General features: G+C 55.7%; 26 protein-coding genes. 23 read left to right on the forward strand and 3 right to left on the reverse strand.

Translation table 11 applies throughout. The annotated features are described in order from the left end of the window. The first annotated feature begins 9 nt into the window (after positions 1 to 9). Both DFR37_RS10970 and DFR37_RS23000 read left to right on the forward strand, forming a co-directional pair. Positions 10 to 204 carry a hypothetical protein gene (locus DFR37_RS10970; protein WP_113933277.1) on the forward strand — a complete coding sequence of 65 codons (195 nt, stop codon included), beginning with the start codon at positions 10 to 12 and terminating at the stop codon, positions 202 to 204. Continuing rightward, positions 205 to 357 (forward strand): hypothetical protein, encoded by a 153-nt coding sequence (locus DFR37_RS23000; RefSeq protein ID WP_170139887.1) that lies wholly within the window; start codon positions 205 to 207, stop codon positions 355 to 357. 1 nt (position 358) lies between these two features. Here DFR37_RS23000 and DFR37_RS10975 read toward each other — a convergent pair whose 3' ends face one another. Further along, entirely contained in the window at positions 359 to 592 is a 234-nt protein-coding gene (locus tag DFR37_RS10975) for a transcriptional regulator (RefSeq protein ID WP_113933278.1), read from the reverse strand. Positions 593 to 952: 360 nt separating this feature from the next. Between DFR37_RS10975 and DFR37_RS23145 the strand changes: the two genes are divergently transcribed. The 3 genes from DFR37_RS23145 to DFR37_RS10990 all read left to right on the forward strand — a co-directional run bounded on the left by DFR37_RS23145 (position 953) and on the right by DFR37_RS10990 (position 2,656). Next, the gene (locus tag DFR37_RS23145) at positions 953 to 1,351 is read left to right on the forward strand and encodes a LexA family protein (RefSeq protein ID WP_211317246.1); all 399 of its coding nucleotides are present in this window, start codon (positions 953 to 955) and stop codon (positions 1,349 to 1,351) included. 97 nt (positions 1,352 to 1,448) lie between these two features. Further along, complete coding sequence (locus DFR37_RS10985; protein ID WP_147251615.1) at positions 1,449 to 1,907, forward strand: hypothetical protein; 459 nt, start codon at positions 1,449 to 1,451, stop codon at positions 1,905 to 1,907. Next, positions 1,904 to 2,656 carry a DUF1828 domain-containing protein gene (locus DFR37_RS10990; protein WP_113933281.1) on the forward strand — a complete coding sequence of 251 codons (753 nt, stop codon included), beginning with the start codon at positions 1,904 to 1,906 and terminating at the stop codon, positions 2,654 to 2,656. Before DFR37_RS10985 ends, DFR37_RS10990 begins: the two co-directional genes overlap by 4 nt. Before the next feature lie 39 nt (positions 2,657 to 2,695). On the opposite strand, the gene DFR37_RS10995 is transcribed toward DFR37_RS10990, so the two are convergent. Then, complete coding sequence (locus tag DFR37_RS10995) at positions 2,696 to 2,971, reverse strand: hypothetical protein (RefSeq protein WP_147251616.1); 276 nt, start codon at positions 2,969 to 2,971, stop codon at positions 2,696 to 2,698. Between the two features lie 597 nt (positions 2,972 to 3,568). On the opposite strand from DFR37_RS10995, the gene DFR37_RS11000 reads away from it, so the two are divergent. The 16 genes from DFR37_RS11000 to DFR37_RS22830 all read left to right on the forward strand — a co-directional run bounded on the left by DFR37_RS11000 (position 3,569) and on the right by DFR37_RS22830 (position 14,207). Continuing rightward, entirely contained in the window at positions 3,569 to 3,985 is a 417-nt protein-coding gene (locus DFR37_RS11000; RefSeq protein ID WP_113933283.1) for a hypothetical protein, read from the forward strand. Positions 3,986 to 4,076: 91 nt separating this feature from the next. Further along, positions 4,077 to 4,292 (forward strand): hypothetical protein, encoded by a 216-nt coding sequence (locus DFR37_RS11005; protein WP_113933284.1) that lies wholly within the window; start codon positions 4,077 to 4,079, stop codon positions 4,290 to 4,292. 2 nt (positions 4,293 to 4,294) lie between these two features. Continuing rightward, positions 4,295 to 4,783: an HNH endonuclease gene (locus tag DFR37_RS11010; protein ID WP_113933285.1), complete on the forward strand. Its 489-nt coding sequence runs from the start codon at positions 4,295 to 4,297 to the stop codon at positions 4,781 to 4,783. Then, the gene (locus tag DFR37_RS11015; RefSeq protein WP_242341822.1) at positions 4,776 to 5,834 is read left to right on the forward strand and encodes a hypothetical protein; all 1,059 of its coding nucleotides are present in this window, start codon (positions 4,776 to 4,778) and stop codon (positions 5,832 to 5,834) included. Before DFR37_RS11010 ends, DFR37_RS11015 begins: the two co-directional genes overlap by 8 nt. A gap of 1 nt (position 5,835) precedes the next feature. Beyond that, entirely contained in the window at positions 5,836 to 6,375 is a 540-nt protein-coding gene (locus DFR37_RS11020) for an HNH endonuclease signature motif containing protein (protein WP_113933286.1), read from the forward strand. After that, entirely contained in the window at positions 6,363 to 8,051 is a 1,689-nt protein-coding gene (locus DFR37_RS11025) for a YqaJ viral recombinase family protein (RefSeq protein ID WP_113933287.1), read from the forward strand. Before DFR37_RS11020 ends, DFR37_RS11025 begins: the two co-directional genes overlap by 13 nt. 173 nt (positions 8,052 to 8,224) lie before the next feature. Then, positions 8,225 to 8,536 (forward strand): KTSC domain-containing protein, encoded by a 312-nt coding sequence (locus tag DFR37_RS11030; protein ID WP_113933288.1) that lies wholly within the window; start codon positions 8,225 to 8,227, stop codon positions 8,534 to 8,536. Beyond that, positions 8,529 to 9,215: a hypothetical protein gene (locus DFR37_RS11035; protein WP_113933289.1), complete on the forward strand. Its 687-nt coding sequence runs from the start codon at positions 8,529 to 8,531 to the stop codon at positions 9,213 to 9,215. Before DFR37_RS11030 ends, DFR37_RS11035 begins: the two co-directional genes overlap by 8 nt. 8 nt (positions 9,216 to 9,223) lie before the next feature. Continuing rightward, a complete protein-coding gene (locus DFR37_RS11040; RefSeq protein ID WP_113933290.1) occupies positions 9,224 to 9,901 on the forward strand; it encodes a hypothetical protein in 678 nt (225 codons plus the stop codon). Further along, the gene (locus tag DFR37_RS11045; RefSeq protein WP_113933291.1) at positions 9,901 to 10,251 is read left to right on the forward strand and encodes a single-stranded DNA-binding protein; all 351 of its coding nucleotides are present in this window, start codon (positions 9,901 to 9,903) and stop codon (positions 10,249 to 10,251) included. Before DFR37_RS11040 ends, DFR37_RS11045 begins: the two co-directional genes overlap by 1 nt. Next, a complete protein-coding gene (locus DFR37_RS11050; RefSeq protein ID WP_113933292.1) occupies positions 10,248 to 10,478 on the forward strand; it encodes a helix-turn-helix domain-containing protein in 231 nt (76 codons plus the stop codon). The genes DFR37_RS11045 and DFR37_RS11050 overlap by 4 nt, the downstream gene beginning before the upstream one ends. Continuing rightward, entirely contained in the window at positions 10,475 to 12,991 is a 2,517-nt protein-coding gene (locus tag DFR37_RS11055) for a DNA methyltransferase (RefSeq protein WP_113933293.1), read from the forward strand. Before DFR37_RS11050 ends, DFR37_RS11055 begins: the two co-directional genes overlap by 4 nt. Continuing rightward, positions 12,988 to 13,191, forward strand: coding sequence for a hypothetical protein (locus tag DFR37_RS11060; RefSeq protein ID WP_113933294.1), 204 nt, complete (start codon positions 12,988 to 12,990; stop codon positions 13,189 to 13,191). Before DFR37_RS11055 ends, DFR37_RS11060 begins: the two co-directional genes overlap by 4 nt. Continuing rightward, positions 13,188 to 13,622 carry an ead/Ea22-like family protein gene (locus tag DFR37_RS11065; RefSeq protein ID WP_113933295.1) on the forward strand — a complete coding sequence of 145 codons (435 nt, stop codon included), beginning with the start codon at positions 13,188 to 13,190 and terminating at the stop codon, positions 13,620 to 13,622. The genes DFR37_RS11060 and DFR37_RS11065 overlap by 4 nt, the downstream gene beginning before the upstream one ends. Continuing rightward, positions 13,619 to 14,002, forward strand: a complete 384-nt coding sequence (locus DFR37_RS11070) for a hypothetical protein (protein ID WP_113933296.1) — start codon at positions 13,619 to 13,621, stop codon at positions 14,000 to 14,002. The genes DFR37_RS11065 and DFR37_RS11070 overlap by 4 nt, the downstream gene beginning before the upstream one ends. Continuing rightward, the gene (locus DFR37_RS22830) at positions 13,989 to 14,207 is read left to right on the forward strand and encodes a hypothetical protein (RefSeq protein WP_147251617.1); all 219 of its coding nucleotides are present in this window, start codon (positions 13,989 to 13,991) and stop codon (positions 14,205 to 14,207) included. Before DFR37_RS11070 ends, DFR37_RS22830 begins: the two co-directional genes overlap by 14 nt. 121 nt (positions 14,208 to 14,328) lie before the next feature. On the opposite strand, the gene DFR37_RS23285 is transcribed toward DFR37_RS22830, so the two are convergent. Further along, positions 14,329 to 14,583 (reverse strand): hypothetical protein, encoded by a 255-nt coding sequence (locus DFR37_RS23285; protein WP_242341821.1) that lies wholly within the window; start codon positions 14,581 to 14,583, stop codon positions 14,329 to 14,331. 103 nt (positions 14,584 to 14,686) lie between these two features. On the opposite strand from DFR37_RS23285, the gene DFR37_RS11080 reads away from it, so the two are divergent. Next, positions 14,687 to 14,959 carry an ASCH domain-containing protein gene (locus DFR37_RS11080; RefSeq protein ID WP_113933298.1) on the forward strand — a complete coding sequence of 91 codons (273 nt, stop codon included), beginning with the start codon at positions 14,687 to 14,689 and terminating at the stop codon, positions 14,957 to 14,959. A gap of 5 nt (positions 14,960 to 14,964) precedes the next feature. After that, positions 14,965 to 16,014 carry a phiTE_015 family protein gene (locus DFR37_RS11085; protein WP_113933299.1) on the forward strand — a complete coding sequence of 350 codons (1,050 nt, stop codon included), beginning with the start codon at positions 14,965 to 14,967 and terminating at the stop codon, positions 16,012 to 16,014. Positions 16,015 to 16,107: the final 93 nt, after the last annotated feature.

A 16,107-nucleotide genomic window follows, 5' to 3' on the forward strand; every position in this document is an offset into this window, starting at 1 on the left:
AAAATACGAATGTCCACCCTGCCCTGTGCCGCCGATAATTTGGCAATGACTGAATACGATGCTGAGGCTCTGTTTGATCAGGCCATCAATCTGGCCTACGAAACGTTCGACGATCCGACCGACGGCCACATAACCGGCGTGTACGCGTGGCTGGTCTGGTGTGCCCAGCGCGGGGCGCAGGCTGATTGCGTGACGGTGCATTAAATGGACATCCGACTCGAAGTGCCCGAAGGCGACGAGCTGCAGGCGCTTATTGACGCGGCCATTGCGCTGGCGGTTGCCAAGTACGGAGAGCCGACCCAAGAGCAAGTCGAGAAGATTTTTCTTCGGATGGTGTTCGAGGGAAGCAATGAGTGATCTACGCATGGGTGGGCTCTTTCAGCTCAGGCCAGTACCGCTGCCAGTCGTCAGGGCAAAGCTCTTTGCGCGTCACTTTCCCGTTAGTGGCTTGCTCGATAGCAAAGGCATATTTGTCCGGGACGGGTCGCGCGCCGCTGGCCCACCGGCTCACATCGGGAGCGTGCGCGCCGATAGATTTCGCCAGTGCGGATTGGCGTCCCCGTTCTTGAGATAGGTAGTCGGCTAGTTTCATAACCCAAAGATTAGCCTAAAGCTAATGTAAACACAAGCCTTTAGCTAATTCTTCTTATTAGCTTTATGCTATTAAATTGCACACATGCTTATTGATGAATTACGCCGACACAACCTTGCTGCCCTCTCTGAAGAATTCGGAGGGGTGGGAAAGCTTTCCGAGCACATTGGCAAAGACACTTCCCAAGTCAGTCAGTGGCTCAACGGATCAATAAATTCGGGAACGGGAAAGCCCCGGGGAATGCGCTCGTCAACATGCCGTGAGATTGAGAGAAAAGCAGGGAAGCCGGCGGGCTGGTTGGACACAGACCATCGTGCCGCCGCCTCCCCTTTTGGCGCGAACACCGGAGCAGGCCCCGCCATGCACGCGCCCGTGCCTCTAATATCCTGGGTCAAGGCGGGAGATTGGTGCGGCGTTGTCGACAATTTTTCGCCAGGCGATGCGGAAGAATGGTTACCAATACCGCGCGCTCATGGGCCTAACGCTTACGCATTACGAGTGCGGGGCGTAAGCATGGAGCCTCGGTATAGGGATGGAAGTATTATTTTCGTAGACCCGAGCAAGCAGGCCGATCACGGCAGTAATGTGGTGGTGCGCATGGACAACGAAGCAGAAGCCACATTCAAGCAATTGGTGGTCGAGGGTGACACCAAGTTCCTGCGCGCCTTAAACCCAGATTGGCCCGGCCCCAAGCTAATAGAGATCAACAGCAGCGCGACAATTTGCGGCGTTGTTATCGGTCAATTCATCCCCGATTAAAAGTGGTCCTGTCAGTATGGAAGCGGCTTTGCTGGCGTGTAACGAAAGTTTAGATTGATGTCCGAACGTTTGCTCCGGAGGGTTCGTGGTAAAGAAGATGATTAATGACCTGCCGGAGACGATGGCTTCAGAGCTAATGCGGACGGCAAAATTTGCCAATCTCTCTCTTTCGTGGGCGGAGAGGAATAATCACAAGGGGCTTCTGATTGCAAGCTTCCAGGTCGAGGATGAGACGGGCGCATACAGCGCAGGAGTGACCGTGCGATTAGAGATTAAAAAACCAATCGTCGTTGAGCGCTGTCTTTACGAGTTCGGCCTATTCAAACTGCATAATGGGGCAAGCAGGCGCGCATATCAATTGAACGTGACTCCGTTTGATAAGGTTTCCCATAACGCGCTGCTAGGCCCAATTCTTGGGCCGCATGAACATATCGGGGATGCCGTTTATGCGGTAAATGAAAAAGGTGTTCAATGCGGCAATTTGGATGTAGCATTTAACTTCTTCTGCGAACGCATTAATTTGCAATTTACTGGCGCTTTTAACTCACCATTATGAACTGCGATTGGCTTAAAGATGCGGCCGCATTCAACTGCGTGCCGGTTAGGGGCATCAATGGAGAGGCCGGAATTGAGATCGGGACTCCATTCTCGTATGCCGATGGAACTGCCATAGTTTTTTATGCGCTGGAGCATGGTGACCATGTACTTCTCAGCGACAACGGCGACATGCTGAGCCATCTTTCTTCTGTCGGCATTAATGTGTCGGGCAACCGGATGGCGCACCTCAAGGAAAAACTAGCGGCGCACAATTTTTTCATGGGCGACGGTCTAGACGTACGAGCCGTTTTCCCCAAAGCTCAGTCGGCGCACATGCTAGCTTCAGGAATTTCCGCAATGCTCTCCATTGCGGAATGGGAGCACGAGCATCTTGCTTTGAGCGAAAGAAACCGGAATATCGTCGAAGAGGCGGAGATACTATTGCGCCAATGGAAGCCAGGGTGCGCAATCGAGAAGTCGCCAAAAATCAAAGGGCAATCGAAAAACAAATATTCTTTTAACTACCTCATTGACGGCGAATACATCGACATTATCGTTCCGAATCACACGGCGACTGGGGCGGTAATGCGGAAAGCCGGCGATATCAAGAACTCGCCCTACCTTAATGGTCGAGAAATTCGTATTGTTATCTTTGATGCGGATGAGCCCGAAAGAGCGGAAGCTGAACGTCAAATTATCGGCTCACTCGCAAAGGCGATGCTGTACTCGCAATTAGAGCGTCTAGCGATACACCGCACGGCGCACTAGCGCAAACCCTCCAACCCGCCCCGGCGGGTTTTCTTTTGCCTACTTTTCGTCCAGGCGCCGCAATGCCTCCGTAAGCATCGCTTCGATTCGGTCGATCTTTCGCGCCAGCGCCTCAAGGTCTATCCCGTTCACGCCGCTCTCAATGTAATAAACGGCCTGCTTATTGCCGGATCGCTGCTCCCGCTTGGCTATTGCCTCAAGGCGACTCTTTGTTTCACTCGGCAGGCGGACATCTATTTTCTCAAGGGTGCCCCGGGTTTGTTGCTGCGCGTCTTTTTGAGTTTCTTTTGTCATGTGGCGCAGCATATCTTTCATAACTGCATGCAATATACATGCAAACTGCATGTATTGACCTTTATTCGACGCTTGCGAATCCTTGCAACGGTGATCTACTTGGTTGACCGTACCAATAAGCGGTCAGATGCCAAGCCAAAGCACCGGAGAGGCCAATACAACTTAAAACCCTGAATAGAGGTGAATATTGTGTGTAGCGTTATTAGCATCGAAACAAATAACTACGAGGCAGGTATTGCCAAATTGGAGCAACTGGAGGCTCTCCTGTTGCTAACAAGCAGCGATGGATGCAGAACTTTCGGAAGTCTAGTTGCCCCGGCCCAAGGTAGCCTAGCGACGCTCGCCTACGACCTAGCGCTTGATGCTCGATGCGCCCTTGCCAGCACTTGCGCCCGCCGCAGGCCAACATAGCCATCAATCAATTTAAATGCCCGCACTCGCGGGCTTTTTTTCGCCCTTTCCGCAGTGGCAGATTCCACCGTTACAATTTATTTAGCCAAAAGCTAAGATAATGCTTGCTGCGCGCATTAGCTTTAAGCTAAGATTCGTCCATCGCATCACAAACACGCATCACAAACACGCTTAACAGCGTCAACGTACGAGATGGAGAGCACCCAGATGGGACACATACAGCACCGGCAGCCAGAGCCACCGATCACACCACCCGAATTGCCGCACGGCATTCATACCTCGGCTGAATCGATCTACAAGCAGACCCTCAATGCCGAAACGCGGAACGCCATTGTGTTGGTGCGCCAGATTCTGGTCACAGGTCAAGGGCATCTGCAGAGCGTTGATTCGCAGGGCCGCTATGTCAATTACGACGCCGGCGATCTTTGGGACGTTCTGACCGAAAACGAAGAATCAGCCGACCTGCGTATTTTTGCGGGCCTGGCCCTGTCTCCAGATAGCGCCTTCCTGCGCACACTATGCGACCAGTTCCTCGGCACGCGCATCGCTCCATTCATCAAGGCTCACGCCGAACTGATGGCCGCCCAGGCCGAACGCGTCTATCTGGTTCAGGAGGGCTACTAATGTCCGTCCTCACCTTCTCCCTCGTTTACGCAGTTGTCGCATTTGCATTGATCTGCGACGGCGTTGTTGCGACCAAATTTAAGGATGCGGCATGAGCCAATCAAATAACTGGCCGGGTGGCGTCAACTACGGCCACTCCAACTTCACCGGCAAAACACCTCGCGTCAGCAAATACGACGGCCAGGGCCATTGGGCTCCGAATAGCTCGACGCCTCCGGGCGGATGGCTGCCTGTCATCGCCGGTACCGCTGTTGTGATGGTCATTGCCGGGGCCGTGATGTATATCGGCGCGGCGGTGGGGTTTTGATCATGGTCAGCAAGTCCACGATCACTAAAAAGCAAATCAAGTTCCGAGAGTTTCTTTGTTCTCGCGGCGCGCAGGTGCTTTTGCCTACCAGCGAATGGGAGTTGATCCGCTTCGACTGCTCCGCTGGTGTATCGATTATCTATTGCAACGCGAAAGGCGATACGAAGTTTACAGGCGCAGCGCAGTCGGCCTGGAATGCGTTTGTCAGCAACGGATCTTGGCAAGCAGGTACCAAGCAGCGCCGCAAAAAGCTATCTCCGCTCACAAAGACTCTGCTGGAGCGAGACGGCAACCTGTGTTTCTACTGCCGCTGGTCAATGACTGATGGCGACCGAAGCATCGAACATTTAGTGCCTGTCGCCCATGCCGGCCCCAACCACATTAGCAATCTAGTCCTGGCTCACCAGCTTTGCAACGCAGCCGCTGGTCATTTGAGCGCCATGGAAAAAATACGGCTGCGAGAAAACGCCATAGGAGAAAACAATGTCTGAAAATCAAAATGCACTGGCCGTCAGCCAAGGATTCAGCGAAAACACGCAAACCTTCGCCATGCAAGAAACCGCCTCTACTGCTATAGCGGCTCAATCCAAGGCAATGGTCGAGTCTCGCTACATCATGGCGATGCGCAACCCACGCAGTTGGGACCAGGTGCGCGCCGATCTGATCAAAGAATGCCGCCGCCCGAGCTTCGCCCACAACAAGAGCGCCTATTACACCAAACCCATCGGCGCCGGCGTCGAAGGCTTGGGCATTCGGTTTGTCGAAGTAGCGTTGCGCTGCATGAAAAACGTGCTGATCGAAACCACGATGATCTTTGAGGACAATCTCAAGGAAGTGCATCGAGTCTCGGTCACCGATCTGGAGGCCAATATCACCTACCCGCTCGATGTTCGCGTTTCCAAGACCGTGGAGCGCTCCAAGCCGAATAGCGACGGTTCGTACATCAGCGTGCGCAAGAACAGCTACGGGAAGGATTCGTACACCGTCGAAGGCACCGACGACGACATTCTGAATAAGCGTGGCGCTTTGATTTCCAAAGCCATCCGAACGCTCGGCTTGCGGATCATCCCGGGCGACCTGTGCGACGAAGCCGAGGACATTATCAAACACATCCGTCTAGACAAGGCCGCGCAGGATCCCGACGCCGAGCGCAAGAAGATCGTCGATGCGTTCGCGGAAATCAATGTCACCGCAACCGACCTAACCGGGTATCTAGGGCACGACCTAGGCAAATGCTCTCCGGCGCAACTGGTAAGCCTGCGCGGCATCTATGGCGCCATTCGAGATGGCGAGGCCACTTGGCAAACTGTTATGCAGAACCAGGCCGAGCAGTCGAAGACCCCTGCCGCCGACGCCGCCAAGCCGAAAGCATGCTCCCAGGAGTCCTTCGATAAGAAGAAGGCCGGCTGGAAGGCGGCCATCGAAGGCGGGAAAAAGTCGGTCAACGACCTGATCGCCACTATTGAATCCAAAGAACTGCTGACCGAAGACCAGAAGATGGAAATCGCTTCTTGGGCAGTCGTTGAAACCAAAGGGGAATAACGTGCAAATCCACCTGCCCGATCGAATTGAAAAGAAAATCGCCCGCATCCCTTTTTCTGGATGTTGGATATGGATGGCTTCTGGGAACCGATACGGGCACCTTTATCTTAATGGGCGAATCGTCCGCGCGCATCGAGCCCTTTACGAAATGGCGGGCCACTCTATTCCGCCGGGTATGGAATTGCTGCACTCATGCGATATCGGGTTGTGCGTGAACCCTGACCATTTATCGATTGGGACGCATCAGGAAAACATGACCGACATGGTGCGCAAAGGTCGCGCAAAAGCTCCCGCCGGATCCGATCACTGGACGAGACATGATCCAGAGAGGGCGCGCACTATCGCTCGACAGAACATAGTCAAGTTGCACGGCAGCGGCGAAATGAACAACAACGCGAAGATCACGATGGACATTGCTGCATCGATCCGTGAAGCGCACGCCGCCAATCCTCGCCAGACCATGACCGCGCTTGGAAAGACGTTCGGCCTTGGGCGCGAGCAAACCAGAAAAATCATCAAGGAAATCGCATGGAAATCGTAAATTGCTTGCAGGGAAGTGTTGATTGGCATCAGCACAGGCGCAACCACTTCAATGCTTCAGACGCTCCGGCCATGATGGGGGAGTCTCCCTATAAGACCCGGTCCGAACTATTGCACGAGCTGCATACCGGCGTCAGCCCCGAAGTGACTGCCGCGACACAGCGTCGGTTTGACGATGGGCACCGCTACGAAGCTCTGGCCCGCCCGCTGGGCGAGGAAATAATCGACGACGATCTGTACCCAGTCGTTGGCTCCGACGGCAAGCTCTCGGCTTCGTTCGATGGGCTGACCATGGACGAATCAACAGGCTTTGAGCATAAGAGCCTCAACGATGAACTGCGCTCCGTCATGACGCCCGATTGCACTGGCGCTGACCTGCCTATGCACTATCAGATCCAGATGGAGCAACAGTGTATGGTATCTGCCGCGCAGCGGATATTGTTCATGGCGTCCAAGTGGGATGGGGACGAACTGGTCGAAGAGCGGCATTGCTGGTACACCGCGAACCCGGTCCTTGCCGACAAGATCCGCGCCGGCTGGGCGCAGTTTTCCTCCGACCTTACGGAATACGCCCCTGTTGAGTACGCCGAAAAGCCCGTTGCCGACACCATCATGCAGTTGCCTGCATTGGCTGTCCAGATTCGCGGTGAAGTGGTTGTAAGCAATCTGCCGGCATTCAAAGATGCCGCCATCAAGTTCATTGAAACAATCAAGACTGATCTCGAAACGGACGAGGACTTCTCGAACGCTGAAGCCACGGTCAAATTCTGCGAGTCTGCGGAAAAAAATCTTGAGTTGACGAAGTCGGCGGCACTGGGCCAGACAGCCAGTATTGACGAGCTGATGAAGACTATCGACTTCATTCAGGCCGAATTGCGCACCAAACGGCTGACACTCACAAAGCTCGTCGCCACGAAGAAGACGACCATCAAGGAAAACGCGATGATCGCGGCGCGGGATGCTTACGCCAAGCACATCGAATCTTTGGATCTTGAAGTTAAGCCGATCCGCATTGTGTGCGCCCAGCCCGATTTCGCCGGCGCCGCCAAGAACAAGCGGACGCTGGCCAGCCTGCACGACGCTATCAATACCGAGCTGGCGAACGCCAAAATCGCCGCCGATGCGGTCGCTAAGGGCATTCGTTCGAAGTTGGCCTGGTGCAAGGAAAACGCCGATGGCTATGGATTTTTGTTCATGGATATGCAGCAGCTGGTCGCCAAGGCCGACGAGGATTTCCAACTAGTCGTCACGACGCGCATTGCCGAACACAAAAAGGCTGAGGCGGAAAAATTGGAAGCGCAACGGGTCGAGATTCAAAAGCAGGAAGAGGAAAAGGCCCGGGCCGTTGTGGCCGCAGAGCAGGAGCCCGTCCAGGCCGCCCCCATTGTGCCGGCTGAGCAAGCCGCCTCGTCCGAAATGCGCCCTCGCAGTACTCCAATTGGCTACACCGGGCGCCAATCCACCCTGCCGACCACGGCGCCGACCTTGCGGCTTGGCCACATCGCTGATCGCCTGGGCTTTGCCGTGACCGCCGATTTCCTGCAATCCATTGGATTCGAACCGGCCGGGCGCGAGAGATCCTCCGTCCTTTTCCACGAATCCGACTTTGACCGGATCTGTGTGGCCCTCATCGGCCATATCAACTCAGTCCGCCAGCAACAGTTGGAGGTTGCATAACGATTTCCCACAAGGAGCGGCTGCGTCCAATAAACCAGTCGCGACATTTATCAAATCCGCAGTAGCTCATGGAGAGCACCAGATTCTTAATCTGAAGGCGCGATGGGGATACCCATTAGGTTCGATTCCCGCCTGCGGCACCAGATTTAGTACCCACCACCACGGAGAGAAACATGGATAAGAACATCGCCCCCCGCCCAATCATCGCCATGGATTCGGTTGAATCCTCGCAGATCGCTGCTATCGGCCACCATCCAGAAACCAACACACTTGCAATCCGGTTTCCCGAGAATCGCAAGGGCGTTTGCAGCGTCTACCACTACGCCAATTTCACGGACGAGCAGTTCGCGGCGTTCCAGGCTGCCGAGTCCAAAGGTTCGCATTTCGGCAAGTTCATAAAGCGCAGCCCGGATCTGTTCCCGTACGAGAACGTGACGGAGTTGTACCAAGCGACCATCGTCGCCAGCGAGGACGCCCATGAATAGCAACACGAAACAGGAGCAAGCGGCCATTGACGGATTTGCGGAAGCGCCTGAAGCCGCGCACCTGATCGTCCGCATCAATGCGATCGCTGTGAAGCTGGTCTACCCCTTTGCCGCTCAGAATGACATCCGGTACTACCTGAATGGCATCAACATCCGGCCACTCGAAGATGATTCCGTGATGTTGGTAGCCACCAATGGTCATCGGTACATCGTCGTGCGCGATCCGAATGGCTTTGCCGAGGAGGAGTGCATTGTCGCGCTGGACAAGGCGGCACTCAAGCACGCCGCTAATGCCAAGCACACGCTCGACGTCATGTCGAACGGCAGCGCAACGATATCTGGCGAGGCGGCCCAGCCCCTCTTTATCCAGCCGGGAAATGCCCTCGTCGAGGGCGACTTCCCGCGCATTGAACGGGTCGCCAGCACCATTGGGTACAAGGAAGGGATCTCGGGCGCGGTCAACCCACGATATCTAAATGACGCCCTATCTATAGGCAAGACCTTCGGCGACTCCATCCGATTCTTCACCAGAGACAGCGATAGCCCGCTGACGTTCGTTCTCGGCGGCCTGGGCGATCTTGAATGCTTCGGCGGAATCATGAAGCTGCGAGACAGTTTCGACGGCCTACCGGCTTGGTTTCCTAAGCCCGGTGAAGTTTCCACTCTTGCGGATATTTGAGAGGCACCATGACGACCGAGCAACGATTCCTTAAAGACGTGGACAGCCATGTTATGGAAGTAATCAAGGACGACGGCCTGTACCGGCACATTCGATTTCGTGAGCCAGGGACGATGATGCAGCACTTTGACCTGATCACATGGCCCGGCTACCTATGCTACTGCGGGGATATGGGCACCTATGTGTTTACGCGGCTGGCGGATATGTTCCAGTTCTTCCGCACAGATCGAGAGTACGCGCAACGGCATGGGCGCCAGCTTGGCATCAACCTCTCATATTGGGCGGAGAAGCTGGAAGCCGTTGATGGTCATCGAACGGGTGGCAGCGCCATGGAGTTTGATGAAGACCGATTTCGCGAGGTCGTCCAAGAGTACCGGGTTAACTGGGTACGGGAAGCCAAGTCGCGCAGCCAGCTATCAGTTGCCGAGCGGCGGGAACTGTGGGAGGCCGTGGATCGCGATGTCCTGGGTGAGCTGGACAATGGCGGTGATCGGGCAATCTATGCTGCCTATGACTTCTGCTGGCAACCAGGTTACGGAGTTTCTACGCGCCCGCATTGGCGGTTTGAAGACCTCTTTGAGCACGGCTTCCAACGCTACACCAATAGGTTCACCTGGTGCTGCTACGCCTTGGCCTGGGGAATCCAGAGGTACGACGAATCTCAGTTGCAAAAGGAGGCCGCGTAATGGCTTCCCTTATCGACAACTTCCGCATTTGTAAAGATGCCGTCCTGCGCTATACGCCAAACCGCATGCCAGTCACCACGTTGGTATTGGCCTACGACTATGGTGCCAAAGGTCCGGATGGCTGCCGTCCCACGCAATTCGTCGAAGCCGAGCTATGGGGCCCTAGGGCTGAAAGGCTCATCGATTCCCTCAAGAAAGGCAAGGATGTGTATTGCGTGATTGACGATCCATACGTCGACCCGTTTGTGCGCAAAGACGGATCGGCTGGCGGCACTCTCATTGGGAAAATAAATCAGATCAAGCCGGGCAAGCGGGTAATGGCTGGCAATGAGCAGGAGCAAGAAGCATGAACGCCATCGCCCACATCGTCGGCCAACATCTACACGTTGCACTTCTGCCGCCTGCCCCAGAACCCGAGCCTAAAGCCGGCCCGTCTGGCTATGTCTTGAAATGGGGCCCGCCCATTGCGAAGCTGAAGGCAGAGGGCATGTTGAATGCCGACATTGCCAAGGAACTGGGCCTAACTCGCGATTCTGTCGCGTCGATCCACAGCCGCTATGTGAGGGAAAAACTATGAAGCCGTACGAGGATTTTCTACGCGACAAGATCAATTTAGCCACATTCAACGGCTTTGATGTACCGATGGAAGAAGTCAATCCAGCCCTCAAGCCACACACTCGCGATATCGTGCGCTGGATGGTCAAGGGCGGTAATCGGGCGGTGTTTGCAAGCTTTGGCCTTCACAAGACCGCCACGCAGCTCGAAGCCTTACGCATCATCGGCGCACACCGACCCGGCCTACGGCTACAGGTGCTGCCGCTCGGAGTGCGTCAAGAGTTCTTTCGCGAAGTCAGGGAGCGATTCCACAACGATTTCGCCGTCGACCTGCGCTTCATTCGTAGCGATACCGAAATCGACGACGAGCGCACCATTTACCTGACCAATTACGAGAGCGTCCGCGAGGGCAAAATCACCCCTTCCTTGTTTCGGGCTACCAGCCTGGATGAGGCGGCCATACTCCGCAGCTACGGCAGTAAGACATACCAGGAGTTCTTGCCGGCGTTCGCTCCGGTGGAATTCAAATTTGTTGCCACGGCCACGCCCGACCCAAACCGCTATAAGGAACTGATCCACTATGCCGGTTATCTGGGCGTCATGGACACCGGCCAGGCTCTGACCAGGTTCTTCCAGCGCGACAGCGAAAAAGCAGGCAATCTCACCCTGTACCCGCACAAAGAGAAGGAGTTCTGGCTTTGGGTCGCCAGTTGGGCTGTCTTTATTACCAAGCCGAGCGACCTGGGCCACAGTGACGAAGGCTACATTCTGCCCGAACTGGACGTTCGCTGGCATGAAATCCCGAGCGATTATGCAACGGCCGGCACTGAAAAGAACGGCCAAGGGCTGTTGGTGCCGGACATGGCCATGGGTCTGTCGGCCGCTGCGCGCGAGAAGCGAGATAGCCTGCCCGCTCGCGTCGAGCTGGTCGAAACTCTGGTGGGTGAGTCGCCGGATGATCATTTCATTATCTGGCACGACCTCGAAGACGAGCGCCACGCCATCCAAAAGGCGATGCCCGAAGCCGTGAGTGTCTGGGGCCAGCAAGACCTGGAGGAGCGTGAGCAGCGAATCATCGACTTCAGCGACGGCCTGCACCGTATCTTATCCACGAAACCCATCATCGCCGGATCCGGCTGCAACTTCCAGCGACATTGTCACCGCGAAATATTCGCCGGCGTCGGGTTCAAGTTCAACGATTTCATCCAGGCGGTGCACCGAACATTCCGCTTTGGCCAAACTGAACGTGTGCGTCTGGATATCATCCACACGGAAGCCGAGCGAGAAGTCGTCGCGACCTTGATGGAGAAGTGGCGGCGCCATGACGAGCAACAACAACGCATGGCAGCTCTGGTGCGCGAGTATGGCTTGGATCAGCTGGCCATGCACGACACGCTGGCCAGGAGCATCGGCGTTGAGCGCCAAGTTGTTCGAGGCGAGTATTTCGAGGTCGCAAACAACGATTGTGTTCTGGAAGCACGCGAGCAGCCCGAGAACTCCGTCGACCTGATCATTACCAGCATCCCGTTTGCGAACCACTACGAATACACGCCCAGCTACAACGATTTCGGCCATACCGAGGGCAATGATCACTTTTGGGACCAGATGGACTACTTGACGCCGGAACTGCTACGGATCCTCAAGCCCGGCCGCATGTACTGCTGCCATGTCAAAGATCGCATTAACTTCGGGAATGTCACCGGCGCCGGCGTGCCCACGATAAGCCCCTTCCACGCTGAAGCGATCTTCCACGCCCAAAAGCATGGCTTTGATTACATGGGCATGATCACCGTCATTACCGACGTCGTACGGGAAAACAACCAAACATACCGGCTGGGATACACCGAAATGTGCAAGGACGGTACGAAAATGGGCGTAGGTTCGCCCGAGTACGTGCTGTTGTTCCACAAGCCCCAGTCAGACCGCAGCCGCGGTTATGCCGATACGCCAGTAGTCAAAAGCAAAGCCGAGTACAGCCTAGCTCGTTGGCAGATTGACGCGCATGCATTCTGGCGCTCAAGCGGCAATCGCCTGATGACCGCCGAAGAAATGGCCATGATGGGCCCCGGCAAACTGGCAAAGTTCTTTACCGAAGACAGCCTGCAGCGCATTTATGACTTTGATCATCATCGCGAAATCGGCGAGCAGTTGCAGGCTCGCAAGGCGCTGCCCAGCGACTTCATGAGTCTTGCCCCTGGCAGCCATCATCCGGAAGTGTGGCACGACGTCAGTCGTATGCACACTCTGAACGGCGAGCAATCACGCCGGGCCGTCGAAAAACATGTTTGCCCGCTTCAGTTCGATATTGTGGATCGCCTAATCGAGCGCTACAGCATGAAGGGCGAAAAGACCTATGACCCGTTTCACGGCCTGGGCACCGTTGGAGTGCGCTCCATCAAGCTCGGCCGGAAGGCCGGCGGTTCTGAACTGAGCGCGGCGTATTTCAAGGATCAAGTCCATTACCTTCGACAGGCCGAGCGCGAAGCGTCAATGCCCACCCTCTTCGACTTTGAAGAGCTGGAGCATGCCACATGAACTTATCCACTAATCCTGTGAATAACTCTAGGGATAACCCGAGGCCAATTCACGCAACCGTAGTAAATCCGGCCGCCCAAGGTTCCCCGGTCAATTGTCATCCAGGCAGCGAGTCGAGTTGGGTAGTCATCGTCATTGTTATTGCGGCGATGTTGTTTATGTCCTGGCCGATTGCGTTCTTGTTTATGGAGTTGAAATGATTGACCAATACGCAGAACTGCGGGCGGCGCTGGATGCCGGGCCTACGCCGGGGCCGTGGAGCGCTTACATCAGCGGCAACACAATGCAGGTAGATAGCACTCCGCAAGCTTCCGGCGGAAGGCCGTGTGTTGTGTTCTGGCCAGGCTTCGATGGCAACGACCTGTCCGTCCGCGCCAACGCAAAGAACACCCGCTACATCGCTGCCGCCAACCCCGAAGCCATCCGCGCCCTGCTGGCTGAGAGGGATGCCCAGGCAGCGGAGATAGCGCGGCTGCGCATGGCCGCCCAGGCCGCTGACGATGCGCTGACCATATATGAGCGATATGGCGAGATATGCCCTTTCGAGGGCGAGCCGATGATTCACGCGTCAACGCTAGTTGAGCTTGGCGAGCTAGCGCGTGCCGCCCTCACCCAACAGGAGCAAGTATGAGCTTCGACATTCTTCAGGACTTTTCAAAAACCGAAATTCTCCAGTGGGTGCGAGAGAATGCTTTTGCGCGGGTCAGGAAAAGCGATCTGCTATTCATTCGGTGGAAATTGGCGGCTAAAACTATAGAACACGACCATCGGCAAGAGATGGATCATTGGGCCGCAAACAAGCCTGACTTCAGTAGGCGGGACGGGCTTGCGCGTCAATTCAATGAAAGCATAAACCCGCAGGAAAAGCTCAGGCTTCTGAGGCAAATGAGACCGTATGACTTGGCGCTACAACAGCACATCGAGCGATGCAAGAAGCTGGATAAACGTCAAAAGCACGTAGACGGCCTGTACCGGAAATACGAAGAGGAGCAAGGAAATGACAACCACTAACGCGCCAACTGACCTGGAGATTTACTCAAAAGCCATGATCAGCGGAAATTTCCAAGCCTGCGTAGCCATCGAGCAACGCCATGATCTGTACGGCTATCCGCCTGAGGTAGTGAGCGTCGGCCTGAAGGCCATCGCCGAGGGTCAGGATATGGACCTCGCCATTACCAATTATCTGCATGGGGCCCCTGATGACAACCAAGACTGACGAACTCAAGCCCTGTCCGTTTTGTGGCGGCCCCGGTGATCGGCAATCAGGGGGAGATGGCGAGAGCCGACGATACGGTTGCAGTTGCGCGAATTGGAAGTGTGTAGGCCATGCCAGCGCGCTATTCCATAAAAATCAGCAGGATGCCGTTGACGAGTGGAACCGCCGCGCAGCACTGCAAGAGCAGCCCAATGACGCGTCGCCCTTCCTTCAAGAAGACGATCAGCACGACTTGCACCGATTTATCGAAACGACCGAAGACGGTCAGGGCTATGACGTTGGCAAGGACCGGATTAAGCGCCTTGCCGAGTTGGGGGTAGTCAGCAATCAAGGGTTTGGGCGCTACAGCGTCACTATGTTCGGCTACTGGTGCCATGAGCGATATTGGCATCAAAACCCATCCCTCCCGCTTAAAACCATTGATGAATACAACGCGGAGGCCACGGAGAACGCCCGTCGCCGCATTGGGGGGGAAGGGAATGGCTGATCTCGTTTTGCCGCTCAAGGGCGAATATTTCGAGCAGATCAAGGCGGGTGCGAAGACGGAGGAATACCGGCTCGTAACGCCCTACTGGACGCGCCGCCTTGATCGCCGCCACTTCGAGCGAATCATCCTCACTCTCGGGTATCCGCCAAAAGACGATACCGACCGCAGGCTTGTTCTGCCGTATCGCGGCTACGCCATAAAAACCATCACGCATCCGCACTTCGGGCCTGACCCCGTTCGCGTGTATGCCATTCAGTTGAGGTAAATATCATGAACGAAATCGAACAAGAGCGCGAGACGTTTGAGGCGTGGGCCAGCGATCACTATATGCTGCAACGCAATGTGCATAGCGACACATACATATCTGTGCCCACCATGCGAGCTTGGGAGGTTTGGCAAGCCGCCATCGCCCTTGACCGGCAGGGGCGGGGTGAGCCGGTGGCGATAAATGATGCCTATGACAAGGTTGACCGATTCTTGCGCAACAACCTTGATGACGATGACTATGCGGAATATTCAGAGGCGCTTGACGCCGCTTCTTTCGCCCCACAACCCGCCGAGCCAGTTGTAAAGGAATCCTTGACTGCTGCCGAGCCGGAAGATGACAAACTAAATCTGGACAGGCTGGCGGACTACATCGCCGACAACTGGCCCGATAAGAAATACTCCCTGGAAGAAGTCTGTCAGCGCCTGCACGCCACATGGCCTACCGCCTTCATGCCAGCCGAGCCGGTGACTTGGCCGCTTGTGACGTGGTGGGATGGCGCTCAGGGGCCAGCGGAACGCCTAGCCGAATCCTTGGAGGGCTACGCCAAGATCAAGCCGGGTGCGAACCGTGATGTATGGGCCATGAAAGCGGCAGCGAAATGGATACGAGCCGTCCTTGCCACCCCACAACCCGCCGAGCCGGTGAAGGTGCCGAGCGATGACGAGTTGATAGCGTTCGGTGGTGAGGAACAGTTTTTCCTGTTTTGCGACGAAGATGAATTTCTGGACATTGCAAAATCCGTGCTATCCCGCTTCGGCCAGCCCGCACAGCCTGCCGCCTACAAGGATAGCACTCCGACCTTGCGTGTTGGGGAGTCGTCATTCGCGACTTGGTTTTCAGGCTACGACCCAGCGGGCAATGGCGACAAACAGCGCGCCCGCGATGCTTACGCCGCTGGCCGGGATGCGGGACTATCCGTCGCCGTGGAAATAATTTGCGAGGCGCAAGAAGAAGCCAGACAGGAGCATATGTATCCGGGCCTTGTTGCAACCTTGGACGAATGCGCCCGCGACGTAAGCGCCCTGAAATCTGACGCAAAGGAGCCGGCATGACTGACATCATCGAATTTCTGACCATCGTCAACTGGCCCGGCGCCCTTGTCGTCTCCGCGGCGATTTGGTTCGCTTCCCGCACCATCATTAAAT

It is taken from the genome of Eoetvoesiella caeni, assembly GCF_003315175.1.
GTDB lineage: Bacteria > Pseudomonadota > Gammaproteobacteria > Burkholderiales > Burkholderiaceae_B > Eoetvoesia > Eoetvoesia caeni.